The organism is Paenibacillus sp. EKM10P (genome assembly GCF_011800655.1).
GTDB lineage: Bacteria > Bacillota > Bacilli > Paenibacillales > Paenibacillaceae > Paenibacillus > Paenibacillus polymyxa.
The window spans coordinates 20781-45264 of sequence record NZ_JAALET010000022.1; the positions used below are offsets into that span (position 1 = coordinate 20781).

Consider the following 24484-nt stretch of genomic DNA (forward strand, 5'->3'; position numbering starts at 1 on the left):
TATATGTTTGCTTTCGGGAGATTATTAGTTAAAATATTTATAGTGTAGAATGAGTGTGAAGACGGAAATTGGAGGTCTAGTGACGCATGAGTGAAAATCAACCGGACGGCAAAAAGCAGATTGCACTGAATATTGTCAGTGGCAAGAGTAAACATAAGGGCTTCGGCGCAGGCTCAATCGACCTGAACAGCATGTCCCCGGTCATCATTGACCGCGGAGAGGCGAAAATTGATGTCGGTGCCATGCATGCCAAAAGTAAAGTAGAACGTGGAATCAAGTTCTCTACGAATAAAGAGGACGTACCGAACGGACGCCAGGTATGGCTGGTATGGGTAGCTGTGGACCGTACGCCCGAAGGACGTATGTATGGTGGCGCGACGGCCTGCGAGATGCTGATTGACGACGAAGCCAAACGCGGCTGGAAAATTCTTGCCGATCATGTTAATCGTATGGATTATGCACTCAAGCGCCGTTTCATGCTGGATGATCTCGGCAGCGAAGATAAAGCAGCGCTCAGAAGCCTGCTGATTTCACATAATCAGGAATGGTGGGACGCTTCGCCTGAGGAATTGAAGCAGGCGCTGGAAGGGTAAGCCTAGCGTTAACGAAGTAACAGTATTGTAGAAAAGCAGCCACTGTAGGCTGCTTTTTCCTGTAAGAAGAACCGAATTGGAATCTCTATTTAAGCTCTATGATGCCTTCAATTGTTAGTTTTCTGACCTCATAAAATATGTACCGGACAATAAAATAGTAGTCTACTTCCTTTTCATGTAAGTTATGAACATCATCGCCTTGACATCATGGAAAGGCATTCACTATAATTCAAATAGAAATCGGTTTCAATCCGGTTTTTATTTAATTCGTGGAACCGGTTCCTAAAAAGATGAAGTTTTTTCCTATCGCTGTTTATGAATGTAATCTCTAAATAAGGTGGCATCGTTATGTTTAAATGGTTGAAAAAGAAGGCGGCTCCCCGTATTGAACAATTCGACATGGTAGCGCCGGTTAAAGGAAAAGTGGTTTCCCTGGAAGAGGTTCCAGATCCTGCATTCTCGACAAAAGCTATGGGGGATGGCATCGCTATTCATCCGTCTGAGGGTAGGGTCACCGCTCCTTTCGCGGGAAAAGTTGCTCATGTTATGGAGAAAAGCAAACACGCTCTCATTATTGAACATGAATCTGGCGTACAAGTTTTGATACATGTCGGCATTAATACCGTTTCCCTCAAAGGACAGGGATTTAATCCTAAAGTCCAAGTAGGAGATAGCATTAAAGCAGGGCAATTATTGATGGAATTTGATCTGGATGCAATTCAACAGGGTGGATTACCTGTAATTACTCCAGTAATCGTTCCAGACGGGCAAGATATGATCAGCCATGTCGAAATACTGGATAATCCATCTGCTTCTCCAGATGTCCCTGTATTAAGAGTTCACTTGAAAGCATAGTTAGCATTTTTGTTTTCTACTATCATGCTCATAGAAAAAATTCTTTGAATGTAAAGGTAAAATATGTAGAAGAAGACTAACCAGGAGATCTTGGTTGGTCTTTTCTTTTAATAAGTAAGTCCAGTTTAGGATAATGTAGAATGGTTGTGAAAGGGGAAATGTATATTGAATGCAAACCGTATTTTGAAATTAGAAAAGGCGTTGTTTCAGGCTTGGTCTTTGGAGTCTAGCTCTAAATGGACAGCCAAGAATCCTGCCGCCGGACAATGTGGTGTCACAGCGCTTGTCGTTCAGGACAGGCTTGGTGGTGATATTTTGAAGACATGGCTGGACAGCGGCTGGCATTATTACAACCGAATCGGTGAGGATATTATAGATTTTACGGAGTCACAATTTTCAAGCCTTCCACAGTATCAGCATGTACAATCCAACCGGGAAGAAGCATTTTCAGACACCAACGCAGAGCAGTATGCAGCTTTAAGCCGGAGACTAGGGGAATCGTATATGGGTACATAATTAAAGCAACAAATTCGACTGGGCAAAGCTGGATATTGACTGCATACGAGGGGTCGGGTGGTCCAGCTATAGGGGGAGATACTGAGAAAGACTCAGGATTTGCTGAATCTAATTGAGGCCACAAAGCCAGCGAATTTCGAAGATATGGGCTATTATGAGGATACTGGATCTACTATTCGTTATGGATGCAAGGATCAAGTCTGTTTTATCAGGAAAGCACCACAGAGCCATATGCACCGGACGAGTGAAGTTACGGGGTGAACATTAAAATATCAGAAGTAGATCGGTACCTTGTCGAGGGCGGTCTACTTCTTTTTCGTTTAGGTAAGTATTGTTGCTTACGAATAAAACTAATGCAGCCAATGGCTGGGAACGCTTAGAGACGAGGGCAGCCTGGTCTTACAATTGCCTTTAGCCGAATTTAATTGCGCTTGTGTAAGAAAGATACTTCCCTCCAGATTAGCCCCACTTAAATCAGCATCTCTAAAGTCTGCCCCGATGAGGTCAGTCATGCTCAAATCAGCTTCTCGCAGGTCAGCAGCAATCAGTAGAACGCCTCTCAGGTTGGCACCTCTCAGATTAGCGCCTCTTAAATTGGCCCCGATCAGGTCTCTACTTTTGATTTTTTTACTCAGTTTATGGTTCTCCATGTTTTTCTTACATTTTTCTCGCACTAACTCACTTGTTTGTACAAGTAAATCATTGACTAGCGCCCTATGGGTGGGTACATGAAGATCTATGAGGGATTTTGGATCTTGATCCGTAAGCTGCTCGGTTTTCGCCATTGCTTCTTGTAACTCGGTATAGATGGAGTGAGTTTCTTGTAAGCTGAGGGCTTCATTTAGGTAATAGAGCATTTCATAAAGCTGCTGCATGATGGGAAATAGATTGAACATTTCATCAGCTATTGCCGGGTCGTCTCGCCAGCTTTTTCCGTTGTATGTAACTTGGGAAATTCTTTGACCTGCCCCAAAGCAATCATATACTGTACAGCCTCGCAAGCCTTTATTCCTCAGGTTCTTATGAATGTCACAGCGATAATCCGCATTTAGATGTTGACAGGGAGTTCCTCCATCCTTGTTAAAGGCAAAATCAGCAGATTTGGCATAAGGCAAGGCGACACAGCATAAACCAAAACATTTTTCACAATCGGCAGTATACAATAAATACACATCCTTTTATTAGCACCTACTACATGTAATAATACCAAAAAAAGATGCAGGATGGTGTATTGCTAAGTAAAATAGGTCGATTACCCTTTTGCCAAATTCAATTGCCATGAAACACCGTATTTATCTTCGACCCAGCCAAACTGTTGGCTTACGGGCGAGGCTTCAAGGGGCATCAAAACTCGGCCTTCCTGAGATAGCTGACCAAACACACGATGAATTTCTTCTTCCGAATCACAAGTGACGAATAGCGATAGAGCTGGAGTAAAAGAGTGTTTGTCCTGATGGTTATAGTCTATGGCCATAAAGGTTTGCCCTTTGAGGTTGAATACGGCATGTAACACGGTCCCATCTTCCTGATGAAAAATGCTCATGATACCAGACGGCTTAAATACAGAGGTATAATATTGCATGGCTTCCTCTGCTTGACCGGGGAACATGAAAAACGTTGTGATTTTTGGACTAGAATCCTGCATCAGATCAGCTCCCTTGAGTGGATTATAGATGATAACATTTTTTCTCTTTAGTAATAGAAATATTCATGATTAGAGAAGTACTTCATAAAGAAAGATAGGCATAACTGGGAAGGGGAAACCAGATGATAGATGCGACAGCAAAGCTTATTGAGATGGTGGGTTCAGGCAGGAAACTGGACGCCGGCATTATTTCGGCCTATACGGATGTAGTTGCCCAATACGGAACCGCGGAGGATGCTTGGGAGTTATATTGGCTTTTTGTAGAAGATCCTGATCACTATGTTAGGGGTTTGTTACTTGGGCCGATCATGAGATGCGGAGATGTTGCTCTGGCGCAGGATATGTACGGGCGTTACGTTCGAAATCAGACATCCCAGGAACATATACCTGATGGTGTGCTGCATGTGTTAGGTTATTTGGGTTATGTGGAAGCTGCGGCTGATCTCGTCGCATGGTTGAACGGGCCCTATGGGGCAGCATCCGTGGATGCTTGTCTGGGGCTCGTACATCTTCCATGCGAATCGTTTCGTGAACGATTGGCGACTGAATTGGAAAAAGCAGTGAATCAAAATCTGTTTAATGAATTCTTACCTCTACTGAGCTTTAAATGTACTACAGAGGATATGGTTCCGCGATTGGTGCATTGGGGAGAGCGGCATGCCTCCGTAGACTGTAATGCGGGAATTATTGCTGGAATTGCATTGTTTGGAAAAAAGCAGAAGGATACGATCCGATCTATTTTGTGGAATCCGCTTTGGGAGGCTCATGGAACGGCTACGGGAAGTTGTGTGTGGTCTTATATTGCTATGCAGCATGTAGGGTTGACCTTTAGAGAGCTTATTCAGGATATAAAAAGCTACGATGTATTCAAAGCAGGTGTACAGGCATTGGAGTACCGCTTGGATGTGTTATATGAAATGTTGGAACTAAAGCTCAGCTATAGAGCTCGGCCAATCCGGTTCGCTCGCTGTAACGAGGAATCATTTGCTCAAATCTATAGCGATTTGTTTAGCTGGTCGACGGAGCATAAGGATGACTCTATGATAGGTTGGATGAACGAACATTTGGGGTATGAGCACCGGCTTCTGGAACAGTATGATGAGATTAGGAAACGAATCGAGATCAAAATGGTGCATGAAATTGAGCTGGAGCATGTCCAGACGGGGAGTTAACCGGGTTGAGATATAAGAAATTTTGGTATAAAAGGACGAAATGACGGAGTTTGGCGGCGATATAGGGATTCGCCCAGTCCACGGGCTGATGTCCCGCATAGGATACATCAGCCTAGAACACAAGGAGTGAAACACATGTCTTTACTGCCACAAGTTCCTTTCGGAACGCAACCGGGTATTCCGGGTCCATTCACACCGTCAGGTCCTTCGATTCCACAATTTCCTGATATACAGGATTCGTTTCCGTCTCCGGTAGGTCCGCCACCAGGGCCAGGCCCCTTTTCGCCACAGCCTTTCTCACCGCCGCCGCAAGGGCCGTTCGGTCCGCAAGGTGGGCAACAAGCTCAAGCACCAACTTCCCCACCACCACCATTTACGCCACCAAAGCCGCTAGTTTCAACATTTGCGGTTGACCCTGGAGCCATTTTCGGTTGTTTGTTCCGCAATACGTTTGTATGGCTGACGAACGGAGAGCGTTTCTGGATGTACCCTGTCTTTGTAGGCAGAACATCGGTAGCGGGTTTTCGGTGGAGTGGACGTTTTTGGTTTTACTATGGTGTAGACACCAACCGTATTGAGTCGTTTAGTTGTTTTTGGTAATAGCGCAGCTTTAGGGAAGAACGGGGCTTAACTGGGGAATGGCTGATGGCACTGGCAAGAGAGCTATAATGGGCGAATGAAATAAGTGAAGTAAAGATAAAAAAGACTGGGAGAGCGCATCATGGCGTTTCCCAGTCTTTTTTTGCTATTACTCCATCCACCATCGCTTAAAATTGCCCCACCAGGATTTTTTTTCGGCCTGCCGTTCCGCTTGGTCAGTAGGTGCCGATGCCTGTGGGTTATTCTGCCCCGATAGGGTCTCTTTCGGCTCGGTACCGCTAACGAATACCTCCAGCCGCTTGTCGGGACTGTCCGGCGCAGCCAGCTTGCCGCTGGCCGGATCAATATAGGCGCTGACTACGCCGTCAGGGATCGGGAAGATTTTGGGCGGCACATTCTCCAGCGCTTTTTCTGTATATTGTGCGAAAATCGGTGCCGCCCGCCGGGCATCCTGCGTGCTGATGGCCTTGCCTTTGTCATATCCAACCCAAACAGCGGTGGATAGCTCGGGGGTGAAGCCGACCATCCATGCGTCCGTGTTGGTCGTGCCGCTCTTGCCGGCAACCGGGCGTTTGATCAGCTTCGCGACCCGGTTACCGGTGCCGCCTTCTTCAAACACGCCTTCCATGAGGCGTGTGAGGACATAGGCGGAGGCGGGCTTCACGACCTGCACAGGTGCGGCCTGCGGTGCTTCGTACAGCGATCGTCCGGCCGCATCGGTGATGCACAGCACCGCTACCGGAGCCACCTTTTGCCCGCCGCTGCTGATGACCGAGAAGGCCGAGGCCATCTCGAACGGGCTGACGGGCGACACGCCCAGCGCCAGCGAAGGCACGGGCTTGAGCTCGCTCGTAATGCCCATTTTGCTGGCGAGGTCCATGACCTTATCCGCTCCCACCTGCAAAATGGTGCTGACGGCATAAATATTATCAGACGCCGCAATGGCGCGCCGCAGATCTATTTCGCCCCAATATTTGTCTCCAAAATTTTTGGGCTTATAAGTTTTACGGTTGTTGTCGTAGTGGAACAACGTTGGTCGGCTTTCGAACTTAGACGTACTTGTCAATTCACCGGAATCGAGCGCGCTGAGATACATGATCGGCTTGAAAGAGGAGCCTGGCTGCCGGGTTGTGGCTAGCGCATGGTTATATTGATTCCCTACATAGTTCGTTCCGCCGACCATAGCCTTGACATGTCCGTTACGCGGGTCCATAGAGATTAATGCAGTTTCCAGTCCGTTGCTGTTCTTCATGCCCTCATTGACAGCCGCCTCGGCTGCCTGTTGCATGTGCATGTCCAGCGTCGTATAAATGCTTAGCCCGCCATGCTCAAGCACCGCTTCGCTAATCCCAAGTTGATGAGTCGCTAGTTGGCGAACGTAATCGCGAAACCAGGGAGCTGCTTCCACTGTCCGACGCTGGCTCTCGGGCCGCAAGGGCAGTATTTCCTCATAGGCCTTGCTGGCTTCAGCTGGTGTAATTTTACCGATGAGTGCCATAGAGTCCAGTACAATTTTCTGCCGATCCTTTGCGTTTTTCATATGATTATAGGGTGAATAGTAGGTCGGTCCTTTCGGAATACCTGCCAATAGGGCGCTTTCGGCCAAATCCAGATCCTTTGCGGATTTACCGAAATACATTTGCGAGGCCGCCTCAATGCCATAGGCCCCATGGCCATAGTAAATTTCATTCAAATACATTTGCAGCAGCTCATCCTTGGAATACTTCATTTCAAGCTGTGCAGTATAGATGGCCTCTTTGGCCTTGCGCGTCCAGGTTTTCTCGTGAGATAAGTACAGATTGCGCGCAAGCTGCTGAGTCAGCGTGCTGGCCCCCTGTGACATATCCCAGCGGGTCAAATTAACGATTACTGCCCGGCCCAGGCCTTTGAAATCAAAGCCAAAATGATCGTAAAACTTCCGGTCTTCCACAGCCAGTGTAGCTGCTATTAAATCGGGCGAAATATGATCAAGCTGGACAGGAATAGATTCCTTGCCTCCGGCAGAGAAGGTAGCAATGACTTGCCCCTGACTATCGAGCAGACGTGAATTCCGATCTGTATCGGCGAGTGGAAGACTGGTTGTGTACAAATAAGCGAGCAGAATGCAGGCGGCGATGACCGTCAGAATCGTGAGAGACATCAGCCCTTGAAAGCATCGAAGCCAAAGCGGTTTACGCTTGGAGGACCGCCCGGTAGTATCGGTCATCATGCCACCTCCTTCCATAGTTGATGTTCTCAGTATAGTCAATCCGAAAGCGTCTATTCATCAGATGCGCATACGTATCTATTTTAAACAAGATTAAGCCCTAAAAATGCTTTTGCAGTCCATTCAGGTATCGCTTATAATGCAAAAAGTGTGAAATTCAAGTGTATTTGGTACAATAAATATAGCAAACTCGGCGTTTGCGTGTTGCAGTTATAAGGGAAAGTCCATGTTTATGCTACCGGATTGCCGGACACATACTTTGATCAGAAAGAAGGTTGGAATGATGGACTTGTGGTTTACGGAGAAGCAGACTCCCTCTTTCGGCATTACAGCAAAAATCAAACAAACCTACGTCTCTGAGAAAACAGATTTTCAGGATCTGGCAATGATCGAGACGGAGGAATTCGGCAATATGCTTGTTCTGGACGGCATGGTGATGACAACGGTTAAGGATGAGTTTGTATATCACGAAATGGTAGCGCATCCGGCCTTAAATACACATCCGAATCCGAAAAAGGTTTTGGTTGTGGGTGGCGGCGATGGCGGCGTTATCCGTGAGGTCATCAAGCATCCTGAAGTGGAAAAGGCTGTATTGGTTGAGATCGACGGTAAAGTCATTGAATATTCTAAAAAATATTTACCTGAAATTGCCGGGAAGTTGGACGAGCCTAATGTGGAAGTGCTGGTCAATGATGGTTACATGCATATTATCGAACACAAAAATGAATACGATGTGATTATGGTCGATTCGACGGAGCCAGTGGGTCCGGCAGCGCCGCTGTTCGAACGTGGGTTTTACCAAGGTATTTTTGAGGCGCTGAAGGAAGACGGCATTTTCGTGGCGCAGACGGATAATCCTTGGTTCAAGGCTGACCTGATTCAGAAGGTCAACAAAGATGTAAAAGAGATTTTCCCGATTGTGCGTGTGTATGGTGCAAACATTCCAACCTATCCAAGCGGTCTATGGACATTTACATTGGGCAGCAAGAAATATGATCCGCTCGAAGTGGACGAGAACCAAATTCCAGAGATGGACACTCGATATTACAGTCCGCGTCTGCACAAAGCAGCGTTTGTACTGCCTAAATTTGTGGAAGATTTAACAAAGTAAACATTTTAAGAAGCGTCGTAGTGATCTTTATCGCCAGTATAGAGCGAAAAGAGCGCTATAGACGCTTTTTTTGTGTTAAATCAGAACGTAGTAGGGATGAGAATATAGTGGACACTGAATTTCCTTTTAAGATAAAAGAAGGAAATTTAAGGGTGCGTGTAGAACATACAAAAAACCAGACATTTAACAGATTTGTAATCGACAGGGGAGGTTTGGTTATGGAAATACATAAATTGGCGATGTACCAAAGAGGGGGAAACTTTTTTGATCAGACGCTCTTTTTATTACCTGTTGGGGTCTCAGACGATCTCCAACGCAGCAGATATCATCTATATGTTGAGTGTGGTGGTGTTGGTGTTCAGTTCAAGTAATTCCTTAATGACGACTATTTTAATCCCGTTGTTCCGGTTGTCAGCTCAAGTGCTTAGTGGGCTTGTTGCACCGATCGTGCTCGGTCGATTTCGGCTGACGCAGGTTCTTCTATTTTCCCAGTTTGGGCAGTTCGTCATTTTTACGTTGCTGCTGCTTTATTTGTGGATCGTACCTGAGCAGAGGTCGTTTCTGTTTATTTTTGTAATGGTGTTCGGTATGTCTTTCCTAGATGGCTGGACCAATCCTGCGCGTAATGCGCTTGTACCCCGTTTGGCTACGGGTGAAGGACTGATGCGTGCCAACGGCATGGTAGCGGTCAGTGATCAGGTGGTAAGGTGTGCAGGCTGGGCATTAAGCGGAATTATTGTGGCTTGGCTGGGTTCCCTGAATACGCTTGCAATTGCCTCCTGTTGTTATCTCGTGGCTGTAACTGTCACGTCCTTCATTCGTGATCCGCTGGATCAGAAGCACCTAGGTCTTGAAGCTTCGAATTCCCCAACAAATGCGGAAGAACCCGCAAAGGAAAAGGAAAGAGGCTCCCATTGGAAAGAGCTTGGGGAAGGCTGGAAAATCATTTGGCACAACCGCCGTATTCGTTCTCTGATGATCGTCGATAGCGTGGACAGTATTGGGGGAGTCTCCTGGCTCGGTGTATTTATTTTGGCGTACGTCAGCCAAGTGTTGCATCGTGATGAGAGCTGGTGGGGCTTTATGAATGCGTCCTTTTTCTCCGGCACGATTTTGGGTGGGTTAATTGTTGTTGGCTTGGTTAAGCGATTGCAAAAGAACAGCTTTTTGTACATGCTCGGAGCTTTGCTGGTGTATGTACTGATTACCATTGTATTTGCGCTAAATACCATTCCCGTGGCTGCGCTTGTTCTTTTTGCTGTATCAGGCTTACCTGTTCAAATGGCGGGCATTATTCGCCGCACCTTGCTACAAAGCAGTGCACCGGCAGCCCAACTACCCAAAGTGATGGCAGGGATTGATGTGATTACCAATCTCGCTTTTGGCCTGGCTTTATTATTCATGGGCTGGTATGCTGACCGATTCGGCATGGTGCAGGTGTATTTGCTGGCTGCGGCTATGACTACCATTGCTGTTCTGATCGGCTGGTGGTATCGGCGTGATTTTCAGGAAGACGAACCGATTGATCATCCGACCGCTACGGGAGCAGGGATATGAATTACATAAGCAATAGCTCCTTTCTGTGCCACAACAAAAAAGTCGGTTGCATAAGAGCAACCGACTTTTAAGGAGAACGTTTTTTACGAACGTAACGTCCTGTTACCATAACTGCGATGTTAGGCCGTAGTGAACTGGCTGTTATAAAGCGAGGCGTAATGGCCGCCGCTTGCTAGTAGTCCTTCATGGGTACCGCTTTCGACGACATCGCCGTTTTTCATATATAAGATCAGATCCGCTTCGCGGATGGTCGATAGCCTGTGGGCGATGACGAAGCTGGTGCGTCCATCGATCATTTTCATAAAAGCCTTTTGGATACGGGCTTCTGTAAGGGTGTCTATGCTGCTGGTTGCTTCATCCAGAATGAGCATAGGTGGATCGACGAGAATCACCCTCGCGATGGTGAGCAGCTGCTTTTGCCCTTGCGATAGGCTGTCGCCTGACCCGCTGATGACCGTATCGTAACCATGAGGCAGGCGCTTGATAAAGCTATGCGCATTGGCAGCTGTCGCAGCCGCGATAACTTCTTCGTCTGTGGCCTCTGGCTTCCCGTAAGCGATATTGTCCCGAATCGTTCCGCTGAACAGCCATGTATCCTGAAGCACCATACCAAAGTTAGTCCGCAGGCTGTCCCGGCTCATATCGTTGATATTCACCCCATCGATGGAGATCGAACCGCTGTCCACATCGTAAAAGCGCATGAGCAGGTTAACGAGTGTGGTTTTGCCTGCTCCAGTCTGCCCGACAATAGCTACGCGGGTGCCTGGCTTGACCTCCAAACTAAAGTTCGTGATGAGCGTCCGTTCCGGATTATAGGAAAATTTCACATGATCAAACAGAATCGTGCCTTTGCTACGCTCCAGCTGTACGGCGTTCGATTTTTCCGGTTGCTCCGGCGGCGAATCCAAAATAGCAAATATGCGCTGAGCAGAAGCCGTAGCAGCCTGAAACTGGGTCAGCACTCCTGTAATTTCATTAAAGGGCTTGGCGAACAAATTGGTGTAAATGAGAAAGCTCGACAAACCGCCTACCGATATCCCACCCAAAATGATCGAAATACAACCAATCATAGCGGTGACTGAAAAAGTCATGTTGTTGACCAATCGGGTGGAAGGGTTGGACAAAGATCCGTAAAACTGTGATTTAACTCCCGCTTGATACAACTGCTCGTTTCGGGCGGAAAATTCCTCAAGCGAGCGATTTTCATAATGAAAGGCAGTAACTACCCGCTGTCCGCCAATCATTTCTTCCACATAACCGTTCAGACTTCCTAAAATTTTGGCCTGTTCGCGGAACATACGTTGCGATCTTGTAGTAATGAACCGTGCAACGCCATATGTGATGGGGGCAGACACTAATACCACCAGCGTCATCACTGGACTGATATACAGCATGAGTACAATCGAACCAACAATAGTAATCAATCCGGTGATCAAGGTGGAAAAGCCCTGTAATAAGCCATCCGAGACGGCATCCATATCGTTCACAAAACGGCTAATGCTATCTCCTTGCGGATGATTGTCATGAAAGCTTAACGGAAGGATATTAAAATGATCGAATAACTCCCGTCGCATATCATTTACAGTCTGAAAAGCAATGCGGTTCGTCAAATATGTGAGCAGCCAACTAAATAGACTGCCTACAACATATACAACGCCTAGTCCAGCTAAAATCTGTGCAATAGCTCTAAAGTCTACCGTTCCCTTATTCACCATATGGTCGATAGCCCGACCAATCATATAGGGTCCGACCAGACTGGCGAGCACGCTGAGAATCGCACTGACGATGACCCAAAACGTTGTTGATTTATATTGTCCCACATAGGTTAACAATCTTCTCCAGGTTTCCTTGCCACTCATTGGTCTACCTCCTGCGTTGAGAGCTGGGAGCGATTAATTTCCTGATATACCTCCGAGCTGCTCATCAACTGATCATGTGTGCCGATCCCGACAATCCGGCCTTCATCAAATACAATGATTTTATCGGCATGCTGTACACTGCTTACTCGTTGTGAGACCAGCAGGACAGTCATGCGGGTGCTATTTTCCCGAAGCGATTTCCGAAGGGCGGCATCAGTTGCAAAATCAAGTGCGCTTGAGGAATCATCCAAAATCAGTATTTCCGGATTGCCTACAATAGCTCTGGCAATGGTAAGTCGCTGCTTTTGGCCGCCTGACAGATTAAGTCCACCTCGCGTGATCGGGGCGTCGAATTTTTCCGGTAAGTTAGAAATAAATTCATCCGCTTGCGCGATAGCGACGGCCCGGGCGACTTCCTCATCGGTGGCATGTTCATGTCCCCAACGGATATTATCCGCTATAGACCCTGTGAACAGCAGTGCCTTTTGTGGAACAATCCCGATTTTCTGCCGCAATTGCTCCAGCTTGTAATGCCGTACGTCGATGCCATCGACACGTACACAACCTTCTACTGCATCATAGAAGCGGGGAATCAGATTCACGAAGGTGGATTTTCCCGAGCCTGTTCCTCCTATGATTCCAACCGTTTCACCGGGATAGATGTCTACGACTACATCGCTAAGTGCCAGTTGTCCTGTCTTATTGTAGCCAAAGGAGACATGATCAAAAGAGATGGCTGGTACTGGGCTGATTTTACCCGTTCTTCCCTGATCGAATGATGCAGAATTGGCAGTATCGGAAATCGAAGCTTCCGTATCTAGAACCTCCTGAATTCTCGCGGCTGAAGTGGCCGCCTTGGTGAACAGAATAATGAGATTCGTCACCACAATCAGGGCCAGTAAAATCTGCGTAATGTAATTAATAAACGCAATAATCTCTCCTTGTGTAAGAGATCCATATTGGATATGGATACCGCCGATCCACAGAATGGCAATAATAGCTCCGTTGACCACCAGTAAGGTGGCTGGGCTAAGTAGAGCAGAAATACGGCCGACACGAATAGCGGTCTGGGTCAGGTCATCTGAGGCGGTATTGAACTTTACTCGTTCAGCTCCTCTTTTGGCAAATGCACGGATAACCCTTACACCTGTGAGATTTTCGCTTAGCACCAGAGCGATTTTATCGAGCTTTTTCTGGTATAGCTGGTACAGCGGAGAAGCCTTCGTAATGACTACATACAGAATCAAAGCCAGAACGGGTGTAGCCGCCAACAGCACCAAAGCAAGGCGGAAGTCCAGTATCATGGACATGATGATCGCCCCGATACAAATAAAAGGAGCACGAATAACCAGACGAATCAACATCGCTACAGCTGTTTGCAGCTGATTCACATCATTCGTAATTCGGTTGATGAGAGAGGGCGTACCGAATTTATCGAGATCTGCATAAGAAAACGATGAAATATGCTTAAACATCGTATTGCGCAGTGTGGTTCCGAATCCTTGGGAAGCACGGGCTGCGTAAAACTGGCACACTAGAGAACTGCCAAAGCCCAGTATAGTCATGAGCAACATTAAAAGACCCATTTGCCAAACATAATGGGTGTCTCCCTTACCAACGCCATGATTAATCATTAAAGCCACCATAGTAGGCAGCAACAATTCCAGAATAGCCTCAATTAGTTTAAACAGAGGCCCAAGAATCGTTTCCTTTTTATAGGGTTTCAAAAAAACAGCAAATTTCAACAAATCAACCATCACCTAACCTGAATATTGTATAAAGTTTTCTATTGTAATTGCATATCTGAATATGATTATGGCATATCCCCAACCATATGAATAATATTTAATATATATTAGAGATATAGGTTTTACATATATCAGGACCGGAGGTTCATGATGGAATTGAGACATCTCAAATATTTTTTAGCGATTGCAGACGCTGGACAGATTACAGCGGCAGCCAAAAAACTGCAAATCGCACAGCCTCCCTTAAGTCAGCAGCTTATGCAGCTGGAGGAAGAGCTGGGTGTAAAGCTTGTGCATCGAGGCTCACGAAGCATTCAATTGACAGAGGCCGGAATCATTTTACGGAACAGGGCCAAGCAGATTTTGGAGCTGACGGATGCTACGACAAGGGAAATAAACGATTTCGCCATGGGGATGAAGGGGACGCTCACCATTGGAACGGTTTCTTCCTCTGGGGCAACCCTGATGAAAGACAGGCTTTCCGAATTTCATAAAACCTATGCGGGTGTAAAATTTGAAATACATGAGGGAAATACCTTCCGGATTCTCGATCTTTTGAACAAAGGAATTGTAGAAGTCGGTATCGTCAGAACCCCTTTTAATACCACTGATTTAGGGTGTAGATATGCGTCCACTGAGCCGATGGTAGCAGTGATGACGGAAGAACATGATTGGAGTCCCGAACAGAAGAGCATATCATTGGCTGAGCTGAAGAACAGACCACTCATCGTATATCGCCGTTTTGAGCAATTGATCCATGATACCTGTATGAAGTATGGCTTTGAGCCAAACTACTTTTGCAAAAATGACGATGCCCGCACCACGCTTCTTTGGGCCAACGAAGGGCTGGGTATTGGCATGATTTCGCGCTCCGCATTGTCTTTGGGCAGCAATAATCATTTAATCGTTAAAGAAATTATGTGTGAAGATTTGCACACTCGTGTGGCGGCTGTCTGGTTGAAGGATAAATACATGTCTTCTTTAGCTTCCCGGTTCATTGAAAGTTTTAGCCAGGCATCCAGTGCAGCTGACCTACAGTAGTTGAATTTTTTAAGGGCGAAAGCATCTTTTTGTAAAAACTCATTTGAATTGCAATCGGGAACTGGATATAGTAGTACAGTAGGATAGCGATAGAATGGAGTTTGAACACATGCCACACAATGCAAAGGTTCGAATCCGTCTTCATAGTCATCATGACGGAGAAGATGTGGTACAGGAGCTTCCTGGAGAAGCAATCGTTCGCGGGAAGCATCTATATATAAGGTACGAGGAGCCGCAAGAGAGTCCTGAGGGCGGTACGACACGGAACACAGTCAAGATCGGACCGGATGAGCTAAAGCTGATTCGTCACGGTGAGGTACAATCAGAGCAGTCGTTCGCGCTGGGACGCAGGTTGCCTGGATTTTACCGCTCGCCTTATTTAAACCTGAACATGTCTGCGCATACGCAGAAGCTCGATATTCGGATGGATGGATTCACCGGACAAGTGAGCTGGACTTATGATCTATACGTATTTGAGGATTTCTCGGGGCATTTTGCCATCAGTTTGCATATACAGGAGGAGCAACAATCATGACAAGCAATCCACTGGAACTTATTAATCAAAAGGTGACCTCAGCAATCGAGGCAGCGGTGCTGGCTGCTGGAATCGTGGGTCGCGAAGAGCTGCCGACCATTACGCTGGAGGTACCTAAGGACAAGTCACACGGTGACTTAGCTACCAACGTAGCCATGCAGCTCACTCGCATTGCGAAGAAGAATCCGCGTCAAATCGCTGAAGATCTGATTGCGAATATGGACTTAGCTTCCGCTTCTATTGAAAGTGCTGAAATTGCGGGACCAGGCTTTATTAACTTTCGTTTGAACAAGAGCTACCTCTATGCAGTGATCGGACAAGTACAGGAGCAAGGAGCAGATTACGGTCGTGTACAGGTAGGTGAGGGCAAAAAGGTACAGATCGAATTTGTCAGCGCCAATCCGACTGGGAGTCTTCACTTGGGCCATGCACGTGGTGCAGCCGTAGGGGATGCGCTCTGTAATGTGCTTGATTTTGCCGGATATCAAGTCACTCGTGAATATTACATTAATGATGCGGGGAACCAGATTTACAATATGAGCCGTTCCATCGAAGCGCGTTATTTGCAGGAGCTAGGACAGCCTGCGGAGATGCCGGAGGACGGATACCATGGTGAGGATATCATCGGGTTTGCGAAGGAACTGGTGGCTGAGAAGGGCGATTCTCTGTTGTCTATGGAACCGGGAGATCGTGCCGCTTATTTCCGTGAATACGGTCTGGAAAAGGAACTGAATAAGATCAAGCGTGATCTGGAGCGGTTCCGTGTACCTTTTGATTCCTGGTTTAGTGAAACATCACTGTATGATAACGGTGAAGTGCTTAAAGCACTGAATGAGCTGCGTGACCGTGAGGAAATTTATGATAAGGACGGAGCTACTTGGCTGAACACGACTAAGTATGGTGACGATAAAGACCGCGTATTGATCAAAAATGACGGTACTTATACGTATCTGACTCCGGATATCGCCTATCACCGTGACAAATATGCTCGTGGGTATGACACGATCATCAACATCTGGGGAGCGGATCACCACGGCTATATTCCACGGATGAAGGCCGCAATGGAAGCACTGGGCAATGACCCGGATAAGCTTAAAGTGCTGATTGCCCAAATGGTCAGCTTGTTCCAAAACGGGGAAAAAGTAAAAATGTCCAAGCGTACTGGCAAGGCCGTAACGATGGAGGATCTGATGGAAGAAGTGGGCGTAGACGCGATTCGTTACTTCTTCACCATGCGTAGTATGGACTCGCATCTGGATTTTGATATGGATTTGGCGATTTCTACCTCCAATGAGAATCCGGTATTCTACGTGCAATATGCACATGCACGTGCATGCAGCGTATATCGTCAAGCCGAAGAGCAGGGTATTGCTGTACTGCCATTGGCAGAAGTTGACTTGTCGAAGCTGACGGCTGAGCATGAATACGATTTGTTACGCAAAATTGGCGAGTTGCCAGAGGAAGTATCGGTGGCAGCTGCAAACTTTGCGCCGCATCGTATGATTCGCTATGTCTACGAGCTGGCATCCATGTTCCACAGCTACTATAAAGCAGAGCGTGTCATCACGGAGGATGCAGCTCAAACGCAAGCTCGCTTGGCGTTGTTTGGCGCGGTCCGTACGACCATTGCCAACGTACTGAAGCTGGTGGGCGTGTCTGCACCGGAACGTATGTAAGTAAACAACTGCAACATAATGATTTTGTAGTCATATGTATAATGGTTAAAGGAACCGTTCGTGCTGCCCTCTAGGGAGGCTCGTTCGGTTCCTTTTTTTGGTTTGAATACAATAAGTTTGAGTGGTTTAATAGCGTTCCAGTACCAGATTCGTTTTTAAGGAATCGGCAGGAATCAGCCATCCTTTGGATTGTAGCAGATTCATCAGCTTGGTGCGGTTGCTTGCGGCAGTATTGTAATCCGAAGTTTTGAAGGAGATTTCGATGATATTGTCGGTACCCGATCCGTTGGAGCTGCGAATAGGCCATACTTCAACGTCAGTATCCAAGCCCTGAAAGCTGCCCTTATATTTGCTGACCTGTACAGGACCGCGTACTCTGGAGTTTGCCAAGGTATGTTTGTCCCAGTTGCTGCTTTTCCAGTTTTGCAGCTTGCCCGGAAGATTGTCCTGCAATTGTTTTAATGCCTGATCCGGGGAAGGCAGAGCTAATCCTTTGGAGGCGTTCGTTTTCTTGTCATTGGAAAAGCTTAATGTCTGCTTGCTGTATCCCCAATCCACCTCAGCCTCATAATTATCATCAGAGGCACTGAAACCTTCTTTATTCGCTTGGGTAAGTGCTGCGTCGATATTCCCGTTTGTGATCGTATATCGCTTTTTGTAGGTTAACTCATAATTTTTTTTGTCGTCTTTTTTGCGAAATCTAACGTTCCAGCCCTCGTCATTCAATTGCAAGGAGTCTGTATCAAAAAACTCGACGCTTAATCGTTGCGCATCTTCACTGACTCCGAACTCATTTACGATGCCGCTTTTTAAAGAGCCATCCGCATTGAGGACCTGAGCTGTATCCAGCAGCAGCTTTACCTCATAGCTTGGTGTGGCATTGGCAGCGGCTTGTACGGGCTCTGCACCTTTCCATCCTGTTGCGAGCAGCACTGCACTCAGAGTTACTACTGACATGAATTTAGTGATACGCAGGCTTGTTTTCATTTCATCCTCTCCTGTTCGTCCGAATAGGTTACACGCTTCACTTTACGGGTGATTTGTCAGTCGTATGTCAAGCTAAGATGGTATTCTGGTTAAAAAATACCATAATTTTTATATGACAGCTAAGATTTAATCTTGGTTCCATCATAAATATTTAGTGAATCTGTGAATCAGCGCGGAGCGATGACGATCTTTGTTGCTGACCATATAAATATGCCGCTCAACAGGCTGTCCCGGAATAGGTCTTATGATCAGTAAACCCCGCTCAACCTCTGATTGAACAGCAAGGCGAGAGACAAAGGAGATGTGTTCTCCCAGCATAACCGCCTGTTTGATAGCTTCCAGTGAATCCAATTCCAGATAGGATGGAAGTCGGCGCCTCCCGCGCTCCAGCCATTTGTCAGTCACGTGGCGTGTGCTGGAATCCTTCCCATGCAACACAAAAGAGGAAGAAGCGATGCGCTCGGGTGTTACATCGGTTTCGCTAGCGAGCGGATGAGTGGGTGAGCAGATGAGCACCAGTTCATCTTCTCCCAAGGATTCTGAGAGCAGCGTTGGGGATTGAAACGGCTCTGCCGAAATAATGCCGAGGTCAATTTCGTGGCGAGCGAGCATGTCCTTAATCACGGGCGCTGTTTTCACGGACAAGGCAATGTGAATGCCCGGATGCTCGCGGGCAAACCGATGCAGCACGGCAGGAAGCAGATAGGTGGCAGGTACATAGCTTGCGCCAATCCGTATACTCCCTCGTTGGAGCGTATCGAACTCACGGACAACTCGCTCAGCCTCAGCCGCAAGTGCATTAATCTTGGTGGCATAGTGCAGCAGCGCATCTCCGGCATCCGTCAGGATGATTTTGCCCATACGTGTATCAAACAGCTTTACTCCAAATTCACGCTCCAGATTTTTCATATGAAAAGTAACAGTGGGTTGCTTTAGGCCGAGAACCTCGGCTACGGTGGTAATTTTATGGTGCTTGTTCAGCAGCTCTACAATATGTAACTTTAGAAGACTTAAGTTCACTTAGAATGCCTCGCTTTCAGTTAAGTCAAACAATCATGCTTATTCTCTAGGCAACAGCATCAACCGCCTCTATATAGATTAAATCTATGAGTGTTAACACAATTCATTGAAATAATTAATTTTGTTTTAACTTCCCAATAACACAGGTTGCGAATTCAAGTTTTACACTGGGGTCAGTCACAAGAACAGGCAGGTAATGCGATGAATCAGGATCTATATATTCGCGGATTAAGTAAAACCTTCGGCCATACCACCGTGTTGCATGAGACGAATCTGGTCGTACGACAGGGCAAGTTCACCACACTGCTCGGACCGTCCGGTTGTGGGAAGACGACGCTCTTGCGCTTGATTGCTGGTCTGGAGACACCAGATACCGGCACAATCACGATGGGAGAGGAAATTCTCTTTTCAGCTGAACGCAAAAAGGATGTTCCCGCACATCTCCGCCACTTTGGTATGGTCTTTCAGGATTTTGCGTTGTGGCCGCATATGACGGTGTTTGAAAATGTGGCCTTCGGCTTGCGAGCGAGCAAGCGGGGAAAAGGGGCTGTTAGCGCTCAAGGCAAGGAACTGCGGGCAGTGGTGCTAGAGGCGCTCGATAAGGTGAGGTTGTTAGGGATGGAGGATCGCTATCCCCATCAGCTGTCCGGTGGTCAGCAGCAGCGGGTTGCTTTTGCAAGAGCAGTTGCTATCCGGCCTCGACTGGTTTTGTTCGACGAGCCGCTCAGTGCACTGGATGCCGTGCTACGGGAGGAGATGCGCATTGAGATGATATCGCTTGTGCGCGATCTGGGGCTGACCGCCTTATATGTCACTCATGATCAGATCGAGGCCATGTCCATGTCTGATGAAGTAGTGGTTATGAAAAGTGGACATATTTTGCAGACCGGAACACCAGAGGTGATCTATGGTTGTCCGTCTCATCCAGAGGTGGCAAGCTTTATCGGCAAATCCAACTGGATCGAGTTGGAACGGACACTATTTCGACCTGAACATGTCCGTTGGGAACAGGAACAAGCGGATCAGCACACTTTTACAGTAGAGATCCTGCATGTCAGCTATGTTGGCGATCGCTATGAAATCCGTCTAGTAGCCGAAAACGGCGAGCAATGGACTGCGTATCACTCCACCCGCTTGCCCATAGGCGAACAAATGCATATTTGGGTATCACCGCAATACATCCACCAACTTGAAACATAGGGAAAAGGGGTTATATAAGATGATGAATAGGCGTGTTTTTCGTACAGGATGGAAAAAAGGGGCTATGCTTGCTTTAACATTGACTTTTGGACTGGCTGTGGCAGGCTGCGGAACGGCTACGACATCGAAGGATGGGGCACAAGCCGATGGATCAGCAAAACCAGCGGGCGCAGCGGCGTCCACCGATCAGAAGCTGGTTGTTTACAGCGCAGGCCCGGATGGACTGGCGAAAAAGCTGGTAGCGGGGTATGAGGCGCAGAGTGGAGTTAAGGTAGAGTTATTCCAGGGAACGACAGGTAAGATTTTAGCCCGCATGGAAGCGGAGAAAACGAATCCGGTAGCAGACGTGGTTGTGCTGGCATCGCTTCCGTCTGTACAAGGCTTGAAAAAGGAAGGACTCACACTCCCCTATCCGGACGCTAAAAATGCGGACAAGCTAAACCCCGACTGGTCTGATAAGGAGGGTCACTATTTCAGCACAAGTGCTTCTGCTTTGGGTATTGCATATAACACGAAGTTAGTGAAAACGCCACCTACTTCATGGGCCGATTTGGCGAAGCCTGAGTACAAGGATCAGGTTAACATTCCCGATCCATCGCTGTCTGGCTCAGCGTTGGATTTTATGACAGGCTATCTGAGCGCCAAGGGCGATGGAGGCTGGACGTTGTTTGAGCGGTACAAGGCTAACGGTGTGGCCATGGCCGGTGCGAATCAGGAAGCGTTAGATCCAGTGATTACGGGGGCTAAAGGTGTAGTCGTCGCTGCGGTTGATTACATGACCTACAAGGCTAAAGCCAAAGGCGAGCCGATTGACATCGTCTATCCGACAGAGGGAACGGTCATTAGCCCGCGTCCTGCCGCAATCCTCAAGTCCACACAGCATGAGCAAAATGCCAAAGCGTTCATTGACTATCTGTTGTCAGACGAAGCACAGAAACTAGTAGCAGATGCTTCCCTACTCCCTGGACGCACGGATATCAAAGCTGACAAGCGTGCAAACCTCGACGAAATCCCATTGCTGAAAACCAACTGGGAATGGATGGGTGAACACGGATCAGACGTGACGGAAAAGTTCACGCAAATGTTCAAATAAGCCGATGGGAGGTTTGTCTGTTAAACACATCAGAGGATGGTCCCTGACACTTGCTCTGATCGCGCTTTTTATCCTAATTGTACTGCCGTTGCTGCAAATCTTCATCCAAAGTGTGTATGTTGATGGGACATTTCAATGGGCTGCGCCTTTTCGAACGTTAGCTGCTTCTCAATTTGCAGGAGTGCTATTCAACTCGATCTGGCTAGGCATCTGTGTGATCGCAGGAACGACCGTCCTTGCACTTCCGCTAGCCTGGATCATGTCCAACACCCGACTCGCACACTGGCGCTGGTTGGATGTCGTGCTGCTGATTCCGTTTATGACTCCGCCCTATATTGGTTCCATGGGATGGATCCTGTTTATGCAAAAAAACGGGTATATGGAGCAGTTGCTCCCGGATCTGCATTTCTTAACGGCTTCCTTCTTCAGCCTTGGCGGCATGGTGATGATCATGAGCCTGCATCTGTTTCCATTCCTGTACCTGCTGTTACGCGGGGCGCTGGTGAGGATTGGCGGCAGTCTGGAAGAGGCGGGTGCTGTCATGGGCGGAGGCTTTCTGTACAGGTTCCGTCGAATCATTTTACCGCTGCTACTATCGGCATACGGAATGGGTGCGCTGCTCATTTTCGTTAAAACGATTGCCGAGTTTGGCACACCCGCTACCTTTGGGCGACGTATCGGGTATGAGGTTATGACTTCTGAAATTCACAAATATATTTCCAGTTGGCCCATCGATTTTGGCAAAGCGACGTCCATGGCCTCGGTGCTGTTAACGGCCTGCCTGCTTATGTGGTATGTACAATCGGTGATCAACCGAAAGTTCACATACAGACTGGTAGGGGGTAAAGGTTCCCGTCCTTCCCGTCTTCGTGTATCCAGCTGGACTACAGCACTGAGTGTCATGTTCATCCTATTGCTGCTCATCGCAGCTATTGGCATCCCTTACTTTTCAATTATTGCGGCCTCCTCCATGAAGCTGCGGGGAATCGGATTGGCATGGAACAACCTTACACTCGACTATTACAAGGAACTGCTGTCGTGGGGTTCTGAAAGCATGGAAGTGCTACTGAACAGTGTATTTCTCTCTTTGGGTGCATCGACGCTTGCTGTGGTGCTGGGCACCTGGTTTGCGCTTGTTATCGGTGGATCACGCACGAAAATCCAACGGACAGTTGATGCATTCAGTTTACTTCCGAATACAGTGCCGGGAATTGTTATGGTGGTGGGTCTGATTTTGTGGTGGAATTCGCCGTGGATGCCCATTCCGTTGTATAACACATATGGCATGGTCATTCTGACGTATGTTATTTTGTTTGTTCCTTATACGGTGCAGTATGTCAAAAGCGCCTTTACACAGGTGGACACTGGTCTTTTTCAGGCGGGACAGGTATTCGGCGGGCGTCCGTCTTACATATTCCGCCGGATTGTACTGCCGCTGATTGGACCGGGGATGCTCGCTGGTTGGATGATGACCTTTACCATTGCTTCACGGGAGCTGGTAGGATCGTTGCTGATTTTACCGCCATCCGTCCAGACGTCTGCAACCTATATATTTGCCCAGTTTGAGCAGGGACAGGTGTCGCTTGGCATGGCGATGGCTGTTATATCGGTTGGTTTGACCACACTGCTACTGATCTTAATGGAAAGCTTAAACTCGGGGAGAAAGTGGAAATGATGATGACCAAGCTTAGGATTTGGGGTGGAGCGGGCGAACATGGCCGCTCCTGTTATGTTTTTGAAGGAAAGCAGCATCGTATCATGCTGGATTGTGGCGTAAAAAAGGAAGGAACCGGGCAATATCCGGTTTTTCCGCCACAGAAGGTGAAGGAGCTAACTACTGTTTTGCTGTCTCATGCACATGAGGATCATTCCATGGCGCTCCCCTTACTGTACAAGTACGGATATCGGGGAGAGGTCTGGACGACCAAGGCTACCGCTGAGCAGCTGGGATCCTATTTTCGCTCCTGGCAAACTTTTGTTGAATCGAGAGGCGGCGAATTGCCCTACAGTGAACAAGATATCCAATCTATTACCTATCGCTATCTAGAAGACGAGGGGCCTTCAGGAGTATGGCGTGAAGCTTGTCCGGGTGTGAAAATGATGTGGGGACGCAGTGGGCATTTGGCTGGTGCAGTGTGGTATATCGTAGAATTGGAAGGGAAGCGGCTGTTCTTTTCCGGAGACTATAGCCGTGAATCTGAGCTTCTTGCTGCCGATGCACCGGACTTGTGTATGGGAGAGGGGGGAGATGACCTTCCTGGATGCAAGCCAAAGTCCAATCTAGTGGACATATCTATCATGGACAATGCTTATGGTATGGATATAGACCCGCAGCCTGTTAAGCTGGAGCGGCTGAGGGTCGAGATGGAGCAGGTATTATTGTCTGGCGGCCATGTGTTGTTGCCAGTGCCTGCCTTTGGCAGAGGACAGGAATTGATCGTATGGGCCAGCGAGCAATTTCCTGAACAAGCAATAATTATAGAGCCTGACCTGTGGCACGGATTGAAACAGTTAAATCGATGGAAAGAGTGGCTACGTCCGGGAGCTTCCACGCGAATAAAACATGTGTTGAACAGTGACAGGGTGTTTGTGCCTCGTGATACTGCGGAACGGATAAGTCTGCTGGAACGGAACACGGCCACTATTATCGTAACAAGAGACGGCATGATGGATTCCCCGCAGGCGCGTTGGTATTATCAATATCTGTCGGATCACCGCAGTATGCTGATCGATGTGGATAGCGGGGAGGATATTAGGAACAGTGTGATATTGACCGGGCATGCTTCCAATGGTTCTTTTGGTAAACATCTGTTGGAACGTGCAGACGCCAATGACATCTGTATAGCTCGGCATTTGATTTACAAGGTGCACCAGGGATTATCGGATGTACGGCAAATGCTGAAGGAGATGCCTAGCAAACAGGTTGTACTCGTTCATGCACCCAAATTGCAGACCGACCTTGTACGAGATGAGTTAATAAGAGAAGGAAATAATGAACATGGAGGTCCTGCCAGAGAAGTTCACTCTTTGGAGCCAGGTGCAACGATAGAGGTTTAGTATTCATCAGATC

21 protein-coding genes are annotated in these 24484 nt (G+C 47.6%); 14 read left to right on the forward strand and 7 right to left on the reverse strand.

The window, feature by feature from the left end; all coding sequences use genetic code 11:
- Positions 1–86 precede the first annotated feature (86 nt).
- The 3 genes from HFE01_RS25535 (at position 87) to HFE01_RS25545 (ending at position 1964) form a co-directional block, all read left to right on the forward strand.
- Positions 87–593, forward strand: a complete 507-nt coding sequence (locus HFE01_RS25535; protein ID WP_016818549.1) for a YwhD family protein — start codon at positions 87–89, stop codon at positions 591–593.
- 348 nt (positions 594–941) lie between these two features.
- On the forward strand, positions 942–1448 hold the full coding sequence (locus HFE01_RS25540; protein ID WP_016818550.1) for a PTS sugar transporter subunit IIA: 507 nt from the start codon (positions 942–944) through the stop codon (positions 1446–1448).
- A 165-nt stretch (positions 1449–1613) separates the two neighbouring features.
- On the forward strand, positions 1614–1964 hold the full coding sequence (locus tag HFE01_RS25545) for a YunG family protein (protein ID WP_016818551.1): 351 nt from the start codon (positions 1614–1616) through the stop codon (positions 1962–1964).
- A 350-nt stretch (positions 1965–2314) separates the two neighbouring features.
- Here the strand turns inward: HFE01_RS25545 and HFE01_RS25550 are convergent, their stop codons facing one another.
- Together HFE01_RS25550 and HFE01_RS25555 are read right to left on the reverse strand one after the other, a co-directional pair.
- A complete protein-coding gene (locus HFE01_RS25550; RefSeq protein ID WP_016818552.1) occupies positions 2315–3127 on the reverse strand; it encodes a pentapeptide repeat-containing protein in 813 nt (270 codons plus the stop codon).
- Positions 3128–3216: 89 nt separating this feature from the next.
- Positions 3217–3609, reverse strand: coding sequence for a VOC family protein (locus HFE01_RS25555; protein ID WP_016818553.1), 393 nt, complete (start codon positions 3607–3609; stop codon positions 3217–3219).
- Between the two features lie 122 nt (positions 3610–3731).
- Between HFE01_RS25555 and HFE01_RS25560 the strand changes: the two genes are divergently transcribed.
- Together HFE01_RS25560 and HFE01_RS25565 are read left to right on the forward strand one after the other, a co-directional pair.
- Positions 3732–4781 (forward strand): hypothetical protein, encoded by a 1050-nt coding sequence (locus HFE01_RS25560; protein WP_167438753.1) that lies wholly within the window; start codon positions 3732–3734, stop codon positions 4779–4781.
- Positions 4782–4916: 135 nt separating this feature from the next.
- Positions 4917–5381, forward strand: a complete 465-nt coding sequence (locus HFE01_RS25565) for a transporter (RefSeq protein ID WP_164965646.1) — start codon at positions 4917–4919, stop codon at positions 5379–5381.
- A 148-nt stretch (positions 5382–5529) separates the two neighbouring features.
- Here HFE01_RS25565 and HFE01_RS25570 read toward each other — a convergent pair whose 3' ends face one another.
- Positions 5530–7587 carry a transglycosylase domain-containing protein gene (locus HFE01_RS25570; protein WP_167438752.1) on the reverse strand — a complete coding sequence of 686 codons (2058 nt, stop codon included), beginning with the start codon at positions 7585–7587 and terminating at the stop codon, positions 5530–5532.
- A gap of 283 nt (positions 7588–7870) precedes the next feature.
- Here HFE01_RS25570 and speE point away from each other — a divergent pair, with 283 nt between their 5' ends.
- Both speE and HFE01_RS25580 read left to right on the forward strand, forming a co-directional pair.
- Positions 7871–8698 carry a polyamine aminopropyltransferase gene (speE, locus tag HFE01_RS25575; RefSeq protein ID WP_017427232.1) on the forward strand — a complete coding sequence of 276 codons (828 nt, stop codon included), beginning with the start codon at positions 7871–7873 and terminating at the stop codon, positions 8696–8698.
- Between the two features lie 264 nt (positions 8699–8962).
- The gene (locus HFE01_RS25580) at positions 8963–10255 is read left to right on the forward strand and encodes an MFS transporter (protein ID WP_016818558.1); all 1293 of its coding nucleotides are present in this window, start codon (positions 8963–8965) and stop codon (positions 10253–10255) included.
- Between the two features lie 119 nt (positions 10256–10374).
- Here the strand turns inward: HFE01_RS25580 and HFE01_RS25585 are convergent, their stop codons facing one another.
- A complete protein-coding gene (locus HFE01_RS25585; RefSeq protein WP_107735244.1) occupies positions 10375–12114 on the reverse strand; it encodes an ABC transporter ATP-binding protein in 1740 nt (579 codons plus the stop codon).
- Positions 12111–13862 carry an ABC transporter ATP-binding protein gene (locus tag HFE01_RS25590; RefSeq protein WP_107735243.1) on the reverse strand — a complete coding sequence of 584 codons (1752 nt, stop codon included), beginning with the start codon at positions 13860–13862 and terminating at the stop codon, positions 12111–12113. Before HFE01_RS25590 ends, HFE01_RS25585 begins: the two co-directional genes overlap by 4 nt.
- A 150-nt stretch (positions 13863–14012) precedes the next feature.
- On the opposite strand from HFE01_RS25590, the gene HFE01_RS25595 reads away from it, so the two are divergent.
- The 3 genes from HFE01_RS25595 (at position 14013) to argS (ending at position 17114) form a co-directional block, all read left to right on the forward strand.
- A complete protein-coding gene (locus tag HFE01_RS25595; RefSeq protein WP_107735242.1) occupies positions 14013–14903 on the forward strand; it encodes a LysR family transcriptional regulator in 891 nt (296 codons plus the stop codon).
- A 94-nt stretch (positions 14904–14997) separates the two neighbouring features.
- On the forward strand, positions 14998–15438 hold the full coding sequence (locus HFE01_RS25600; protein ID WP_016818562.1) for a YwiB family protein: 441 nt from the start codon (positions 14998–15000) through the stop codon (positions 15436–15438).
- Positions 15435–17114 carry an arginine--tRNA ligase gene (argS, locus tag HFE01_RS25605; protein WP_016818563.1) on the forward strand — a complete coding sequence of 560 codons (1680 nt, stop codon included), beginning with the start codon at positions 15435–15437 and terminating at the stop codon, positions 17112–17114. The genes HFE01_RS25600 and argS overlap by 4 nt, the downstream gene beginning before the upstream one ends.
- A gap of 126 nt (positions 17115–17240) precedes the next feature.
- Here the strand turns inward: argS and HFE01_RS25610 are convergent, their stop codons facing one another.
- Together HFE01_RS25610 and HFE01_RS25615 are read right to left on the reverse strand one after the other, a co-directional pair.
- On the reverse strand, positions 17241–18101 hold the full coding sequence (locus HFE01_RS25610) for a hypothetical protein (protein ID WP_167438751.1): 861 nt from the start codon (positions 18099–18101) through the stop codon (positions 17241–17243).
- 141 nt (positions 18102–18242) lie between these two features.
- Entirely contained in the window at positions 18243–19121 is an 879-nt protein-coding gene (locus HFE01_RS25615; protein ID WP_016818565.1) for a LysR family transcriptional regulator, read from the reverse strand.
- A gap of 201 nt (positions 19122–19322) precedes the next feature.
- Between HFE01_RS25615 and HFE01_RS25620 the strand changes: the two genes are divergently transcribed.
- The 4 genes from HFE01_RS25620 to HFE01_RS25635 are packed head-to-tail and all read left to right on the forward strand — an operon-like array spanning position 19323 to position 24471.
- Positions 19323–20321, forward strand: coding sequence for an ABC transporter ATP-binding protein (locus HFE01_RS25620; RefSeq protein ID WP_107735240.1), 999 nt, complete (start codon positions 19323–19325; stop codon positions 20319–20321).
- Positions 20322–20340: 19 nt separating this feature from the next.
- Positions 20341–21414, forward strand: coding sequence for an ABC transporter substrate-binding protein (locus HFE01_RS25625; protein WP_107735239.1), 1074 nt, complete (start codon positions 20341–20343; stop codon positions 21412–21414).
- 4 nt (positions 21415–21418) lie between these two features.
- Positions 21419–23089 carry an ABC transporter permease gene (locus tag HFE01_RS25630; RefSeq protein WP_107735238.1) on the forward strand — a complete coding sequence of 557 codons (1671 nt, stop codon included), beginning with the start codon at positions 21419–21421 and terminating at the stop codon, positions 23087–23089.
- Positions 23086–24471: an MBL fold metallo-hydrolase gene (locus HFE01_RS25635; protein WP_107735237.1), complete on the forward strand. Its 1386-nt coding sequence runs from the start codon at positions 23086–23088 to the stop codon at positions 24469–24471. The genes HFE01_RS25630 and HFE01_RS25635 overlap by 4 nt, the downstream gene beginning before the upstream one ends.
- The last annotated feature ends 13 nt before the right edge of the window (positions 24472–24484 follow it).

Excerpts from the sequence above, each read along its gene's own strand:
- HFE01_RS25535 (WP_016818549.1), top strand. The coding sequence starts at position 87 with ATGAGTGAAAATCAACCGGACGGCAAAAAGCAGATTGCACTGAATATT.
- HFE01_RS25540 (WP_016818550.1), top strand. The coding sequence starts at position 942 with ATGTTTAAATGGTTGAAAAAGAAGGCGGCTCCCCGTATTGAACAATTC.
- HFE01_RS25555 (WP_016818553.1), bottom strand. The coding sequence starts at position 3,609 with ATGCAGGATTCTAGTCCAAAAATCACAACGTTTTTCATGTTCCCCGGT.
- HFE01_RS25560 (WP_167438753.1), top strand. The coding sequence starts at position 3,732 with ATGATAGATGCGACAGCAAAGCTTATTGAGATGGTGGGTTCAGGCAGG.
- HFE01_RS25565 (WP_164965646.1), top strand. The coding sequence starts at position 4,917 with ATGTCTTTACTGCCACAAGTTCCTTTCGGAACGCAACCGGGTATTCCG.
- HFE01_RS25570 (WP_167438752.1), bottom strand. The coding sequence starts at position 7,587 with ATGACCGATACTACCGGGCGGTCCTCCAAGCGTAAACCGCTTTGGCTT.
- speE (WP_017427232.1), top strand. The coding sequence starts at position 7,871 with ATGGACTTGTGGTTTACGGAGAAGCAGACTCCCTCTTTCGGCATTACA.
- HFE01_RS25585 (WP_107735244.1), bottom strand. The coding sequence starts at position 12,114 with ATGAGTGGCAAGGAAACCTGGAGAAGATTGTTAACCTATGTGGGACAA.
- HFE01_RS25595 (WP_107735242.1), top strand. The coding sequence starts at position 14,013 with ATGGAATTGAGACATCTCAAATATTTTTTAGCGATTGCAGACGCTGGA.
- HFE01_RS25600 (WP_016818562.1), top strand. The coding sequence starts at position 14,998 with ATGGAGTTTGAACACATGCCACACAATGCAAAGGTTCGAATCCGTCTT.
- argS (WP_016818563.1), top strand. The coding sequence starts at position 15,435 with ATGACAAGCAATCCACTGGAACTTATTAATCAAAAGGTGACCTCAGCA.
- HFE01_RS25610 (WP_167438751.1), bottom strand. The coding sequence starts at position 18,101 with ATGAAAACAAGCCTGCGTATCACTAAATTCATGTCAGTAGTAACTCTG.
- HFE01_RS25620 (WP_107735240.1), top strand. The coding sequence starts at position 19,323 with ATGAATCAGGATCTATATATTCGCGGATTAAGTAAAACCTTCGGCCAT.
- HFE01_RS25625 (WP_107735239.1), top strand. The coding sequence starts at position 20,341 with ATGATGAATAGGCGTGTTTTTCGTACAGGATGGAAAAAAGGGGCTATG.
- HFE01_RS25630 (WP_107735238.1), top strand. The coding sequence starts at position 21,419 with ATGGGAGGTTTGTCTGTTAAACACATCAGAGGATGGTCCCTGACACTT.
- HFE01_RS25635 (WP_107735237.1), top strand. The coding sequence starts at position 23,086 with ATGATGATGACCAAGCTTAGGATTTGGGGTGGAGCGGGCGAACATGGC.